7 protein-coding genes are annotated in these 6,000 nt (G+C 39.0%); 6 read left to right on the forward strand and 1 reads right to left on the reverse strand.

The annotated features are described in order from the left end of the window. Positions 1-111: 111 nt before the first annotated feature. Complete coding sequence (gene ispH / locus CL42_RS01800; protein ID WP_035264328.1) at positions 112-1,062, reverse strand: 4-hydroxy-3-methylbut-2-enyl diphosphate reductase; 951 nt, start codon at positions 1,060-1,062, stop codon at positions 112-114. Positions 1,063-1,196: 134 nt separating this feature from the next. Between ispH and gmk the strand changes: the two genes are divergently transcribed. From gmk to bfr, 6 genes are all read left to right on the forward strand, one after another. After that, the gene (gene gmk / locus CL42_RS01805; protein WP_035264330.1) at positions 1,197-1,817 is read left to right on the forward strand and encodes a guanylate kinase; all 621 of its coding nucleotides are present in this window, start codon (positions 1,197-1,199) and stop codon (positions 1,815-1,817) included. A 75-nt stretch (positions 1,818-1,892) separates the two neighbouring features. After that, a complete protein-coding gene (rpoZ, locus tag CL42_RS01810) occupies positions 1,893-2,174 on the forward strand; it encodes a DNA-directed RNA polymerase subunit omega (RefSeq protein ID WP_035264331.1) in 282 nt (93 codons plus the stop codon). 203 nt (positions 2,175-2,377) lie between these two features. Then, positions 2,378-4,480: a RelA/SpoT family protein gene (locus CL42_RS01815; RefSeq protein WP_035264334.1), complete on the forward strand. Its 2,103-nt coding sequence runs from the start codon at positions 2,378-2,380 to the stop codon at positions 4,478-4,480. 76 nt (positions 4,481-4,556) lie between these two features. Then, a complete protein-coding gene (locus tag CL42_RS01820) occupies positions 4,557-4,940 on the forward strand; it encodes a RidA family protein (RefSeq protein WP_035264336.1) in 384 nt (127 codons plus the stop codon). A 153-nt stretch (positions 4,941-5,093) separates the two neighbouring features. Further along, positions 5,094-5,288: a bacterioferritin-associated ferredoxin gene (locus CL42_RS01825; RefSeq protein WP_035264349.1), complete on the forward strand. Its 195-nt coding sequence runs from the start codon at positions 5,094-5,096 to the stop codon at positions 5,286-5,288. A gap of 231 nt (positions 5,289-5,519) precedes the next feature. Next, complete coding sequence (gene bfr / locus CL42_RS01830) at positions 5,520-5,984, forward strand: heteropolymeric bacterioferritin subunit Bfr (RefSeq protein WP_035264352.1); 465 nt, start codon at positions 5,520-5,522, stop codon at positions 5,982-5,984. The last annotated feature ends 16 nt before the right edge of the window (positions 5,985-6,000 follow it).

The following is a 6,000-nucleotide window of genomic DNA, read 5'->3' on the forward strand; positions in this document are numbered from 1 at the left end:
TTTTATAATAATAAAGCCAACACAGTTATGACAAATGGTATTAAAATGAGGATAAGGTCACACTTTTTACAATCTGCTCACTTACCCTGCTATGTCATTGATAATTAATTATTAAGCTTGAGTAACTTGAATTCTCAATTCTTTAGGCAAGCTAAAGATTATATTCTCCTCTCGCCCATTTAATTCCTGTGGTGACGTAGCGCCCCAATCTTGTAGACGCTGAATCACTTGTTTAATCAAAATTTCAGGTGCTGAAGCACCTGCGGTAACACCAATTTTAGTGGTTTCAGCAAACCATTCCTTTTTCAGCTCATCCGCATTATCTACGAGATAAGCATGCTTACCCATTCGCTCTGCCAACTCACGAAGACGATTAGAGTTCGAGGAGTTTGGAGAGCCAACCACTAAAACGACATCACATTGAGTCGCTAAATCACGGACCGCATCTTGACGGTTTTGAGTTGCATAACAGATATCATCTTTACGTGGCCCTTGGATGGCTGGGAATTTAGCACGTAAAGCATCAATGACTTTTGCAGTATCATCAATTGAAAGTGTCGTTTGAGTGACAAATGCTAACTTATTAGGATTATTCACCTGTAAAGCAGCAACATCATCTTCATCTTCAACCAGATAAATTGCACCACCATTTTTTAGATCATATTGACCCATGGTGCCTTCAACTTCAGGATGCCCTTCATGACCAATCAGAATGGCTTCAATCCCTTCACGCGCATATTTTGTGACTTCGATATGCACTTTTGTCACGAGAGGACATGTGGCATCAAATACTTTTAATCCACGGCGCTCAGCTTCTTGCTGCACAGCTTTTGATACACCATGTGCACTAAAAATCACGATATTGTCATCAGGAACTTCATCTAATTCATCTACAAAAATTGCACCACGTTGGCGTAAATCGTCCACAACAAATTTGTTATGTACCACTTCATGACGAACGTAAATGGGAGGATTAAAGCTTTCAAGTGCACGATTAACGATCGCAATAGCGCGGTCTACACCAGCACAGAAACCACGTGGATTAGCTAAAACAATTTCCATAAGACCCTCAAACGATCGCTAAAATTTGATCAATGAATCAGAATATTTTTTAAAACAAATGCGAATTGCTATTTAGTTTAAAAGCACTCTGCTCTAAAATAGAGAAGATATTTTATCATATCAGGAAAAATATCATGTCGGGTCTCTTGTTTGTCGTTTCAGCTGCTTCTGGAACTGGCAAAACATCATTAGTTAAAGCCCTACTTGAGCGCGTAAGCAATTTACACGTTTCTGTTTCACACACTACTCGAGGTCAACGCCCTGGTGAACTAGATGGTGTGCATTATCACTTTACCAGCAAAGAATCTTTCATTGAGCAAGTGAATCAAGGTGGTTTCATCGAATACGCGGAAGTTTTCGGTAACTACTACGGCACTTCACAAGCGACTGTAAAAGAACAACTTGCAAAGGGTCATGATGTTTTACTTGAAATTGATTGGCAAGGTGCAGAACAGGTTCGCAAACTTTTTCCTGAATCAAAACAAATTTTCATTCTTCCACCTACTCAATTTGATCTTCGCCAACGCCTATCAAACCGCGGTACAGATTCTGTTGAAGTGATTGAACATCGCTTAAGTTGTGCGGTAGAAGATATGCAACAGTACGTAAACTTCGATTACATCATCTTGAATGATGATTTTAATAAAGCTTTACATGATCTTGAGTCTGTCATTAATGCGAACCGTCTTTCATTATCACAACAGGCTCACCGACATAAAGATTTAATTCAAAAATTAATCACACCGAATTCGTGATTAAACTTGAGTCTATAGAAAAAGCATTTTATACTGCGCAGTCTGTTAAAAAATTTCATACATACGAGAACTCTTATGGCACGCGTAACCGTTGAAGATTGTTTAGACCATGTAGACAACCGCTTTGAGCTTGTACTAGTGGCAAGCAAACGCGCGCGTCAACTTGCTCGTCAAGGTATCGAACCAACTGTAGAATGGGACAATGACAAACCAACAGTGGTTGCTTTACGTGAAATCGCTGAAGGTCATGTCACTAAAGATATCTTGAAACAACGTGAGCAAGATTATCAAACGTCTAGCTTAGATTTAGCACTTTCTGCAAATAACTTAAACTTAGATGGTTTTTCTTTCCAATAAGCTTAAGACCTGCATTTAAAAGAGCCTAGTCCAATGACTAGGCTTTTTTTATTGAATTTTTTAGAGAATGATTCGACAAAATTGAAAAAATTTGTTAAAAAAATTAGAGCTATTCTCTATTTAAAAATAGAGCATTGTAGCAATATGAATTTTTAGTAAAGTCTTTTACTTTTTACTCTCTTCCACGGATTCAAAGGTGTAGTATGCCAGGCCCATTGGTCAGCCAAGCTAAGCAACAGCTAAAAGTCATCATCGACGCGTATTTATCTGAAAAGGACGTCGACAGAGTGCTTGTGGCCTGCGATTATGCTGACATGGCACATGATGGTATTACACGCAAAAGCGGTGAACCCTATATTCTGCATCCGATAGCCGTAAGTTGTATTCTGGCACATATGCGCCTAGACCCAGAAACGTTGATGGCAGCACTACTGCACGATGTCATTGAAGATACCGACTTTAGCAAAGAAGACATTACTGAAAAATTTGGCAAAACAGTGGCTGAGCTGGTCGATGGTGTTACGAAATTAAGCCACTCTAGTGACAAAGAATATAATAAAGCAGCCTCATTCCGAAAAATCCTACAAGCCACATTGCAAGATCCTCGTGTGATCATCATTAAACTTTCAGACCGTTATCACAATATGACGACTTTGGAAGCTTTAAGACCGGATAAACGTGCCCGTATTGCGCAAGAAACTTTTGATATATTCGTGCCAATGGCGCGTTTGGTCGGCATGAATGAAATGGCTGACAACCTTGAACACCTCTGCTATCAAAATCTTGATTTAGATATGTTCAATGATGTTCAAGATGCTTTGGCGCAAACCAAACCGCAGCGCTGTAAGTACCAAGCCATTTGGGAAAAGCATTTGAGTGACCTCTTGGAAAACTCCAATATTCCTGGGCGGATTAAAAAGAAAAACAATAACATTGAATTGCTACGCCACTTTGTTAAAAACGAAATTAACCTTCAAGAACTCACACATAGTCATGCGTTTGAAATCGTACTCCAGACCATTGCCGATTGCGATCGTTTAGTTGAGTTACTAAAAGATAACTTCCAAGTTTTAAATTACCAAGATCATATCCGCCGCCCTCTCCCTGGTGGCAATCAATCCTTGATGCTGCGTTTGAAAGGCGAGAAAACAACGCTTTCGCTCACCATACAAACTGAACTTATGCGTAAGGCTGCGCGATTTGGGGTAGTATTAGGTGAAAATGCTCCTCAAACATGCCGATCTGCCATTCAAGCATCTATGCAGAATTTGCATACCTTAGTCGGTGGCGATTGTGCTAAGACCACGTTTAATGATCTATTGGATTATTTACATCAAGAAAAAATATGGGTCTATACTCCTCAAGGTCACTTACATGAGTTACCACAAGGAGCGACAGCAGTAGATTTCGCTTATTCTGCAAGCTTGTTCTTAGGTAACCATGCCGTCGGCTGTAAAATTGATGGTGAAATCAAACCGCTTTCTACACCACTCTCAAGTGGTCAAGTCATTGAGGTGATTACCGATGTTCTCGCTTCACCCAACCCGGATTGGCTGAGCTTTATCAACACTCAAAAAGCCAGACGCTCTATTCAAAATATTTTGCGAGACCAAGATATTGATGAACAGCGCCTTGTCGGTCAACAAGCCTTAAATCGTGCATTAAAGTTATTTAATACGTCTATTCATGATCTAACCGATCAAAATTGGACTGAACTATTACAATGGCGCCATATTCCAACCAAGAATCAACTTTTTGAACAAATTGCTGTAGGTGATTTGCTCCCACAACTTGTGGCGAACCATCTCTTTGCTCAAGATCATCATCAAGATCAAGCATCAAGTCGCCTGATCTTAGGTACTGATGGTGTAGATGTAAAATATGCCCATTGTTGTAATGCAGTGCTAGGCGATCCTATTCAGGGACATTTATCTCGCCGCGGTCTTATTGTTCACCGTGCTCGCTGTAAGAACCTTTTACACGAACAACAGTTACACCCTGAAAATATTATGCCGTTGCATTGGAAAGATGAAGGTGAATCAGAAATCAACTTCAATGCTTACTTATGTATCGATCTATTATTAAGTGATGAGCAAATTTCAGAACTGATTTATATCTGCCGTAAATCAAAAATAGGAATCGAGTCCGTTCGACAATACGAATCAAAAACCTATCTGAGTATTGTTGTTCATAGTCGTCAGCAAATTGCGCAAATCATTCGTGAACTCCGCATGCAATTTGGTTTTCCGCGTATTTCACGCATGTCAGCCCCTCTTGCCGTTGAAGAAGTCTCACAAGCCTGCTAAACAAATACAGATTAGAGCTTTCACCTATAGTGTTCATCCTTTATGATGAAGCTAGATTTGAATAATGGAGAAATAGATGTCCCGCCAAGTCATTCATACTGAAAATGCACCTGCTGCAATTGGTACTTACTCTCAAGCCATTCTTGTCGGCGATACACTTTATCTTTCAGGACAAATTGGATTAGATCCATATAGCATGGAATTGGTTGAGGGCATTGAAGCTCAAATTCGTCGTGTTTTTGATAATCTAAAAGCAGTTTGTGAAGCTGCTGGTGGTTCTTTAGCTGATATTGCCAAACTGAATATTTTCCTCACTGATTTATCTCACTTTCAACTGGTAAACCAAATTATGGGTGAATATTTCGCTCAGCCGTATCCAGCGCGTGCAGCATTAGGCGTTGCAAGTTTACCTAAAGGCGCACTGGTTGAAATGGATGGTGTTGTGATTATTTCTAAATAATTTCAATATCTTAAAAAATACCACCTATGAGGTGGTATTTTTTTATCTGGAAAACCGATGAATTAAACAGCATTTTTAAATGAATTTCATTGACAAACGATAATAATTATCAATAATATCAACTATCGCATTTATCCTTGTGGTTGAGCAGAAATGTACGTTTGTTTATGTCGTGGAATTACAGATCAAGATATTAAAGATGCTATGGCAAATGGCGCTGAATCTTATCGTGAAATTCGTGACTTGCTTGATCTAGGCACTTGTTGCGGACGCTGTGTTCCTGAAGCACGCAGTATTATTAATGAAGAACTTGCTGAAATAGCTGCCAGAATTTCAATCGCCGCTTAACTCAGAATGTGCTAAAAAATAATAACAACTCATTCTATAACTATAATTCAGATTTCCAATTTCTCCCCCCCGCTTTGACTCAGTGGGGTTATTTTTTGCAAAAGTGTATTTGATTGCGATTTTCATTTGCTGTTCAATAAATTACTCGTCAGGCTTTAGCAAGTTGGGTTAAGATAATCTCTATCGATAGCCTTCTATGATAGGCTGAATTTTGAGTTTGGAGCTAAGATCATGAAAGGCAACCGTGACGTTATTCATCAGTTAAATCAGGTGCTTTACCACCATCTTACAGCCATCAACCAATATTTCTTACATTCACGTATGTTTAATGATTGGGGCATCGAACAACTCGGTTCAGCGGAATATAAAGAATCTATCCGTCAAATGAAGCATGCAGATAAAATCATTGAGCGCATTTTATTTTTAGAAGGTCTTCCAAATCTGCAACATCTGGGTAAGCTCTATATTGGTCAACACACCATTGAAGTGCTGCAATGCGATGTTCGGAAAGTAAAAGAAAATATTGAAACGATTCAAACTGCTGTGAAATTAGCAGAAGAACAACTCGATTATGTTACACGTGATTTAGTACAAGAGATTTTAGAAAAAGAAGAAGAGTATTTAGATTGGGCGACCACTCAACTCGATCTTGTCGATCAAGTTGGTGTAGAGAATTATATTCAAAGCCAAATTTAATGATTGAAATAAAAAA

Source organism: Acinetobacter sp. Ver3, assembly GCF_000632455.1.
Classification (GTDB): domain Bacteria; phylum Pseudomonadota; class Gammaproteobacteria; order Pseudomonadales; family Moraxellaceae; genus Acinetobacter.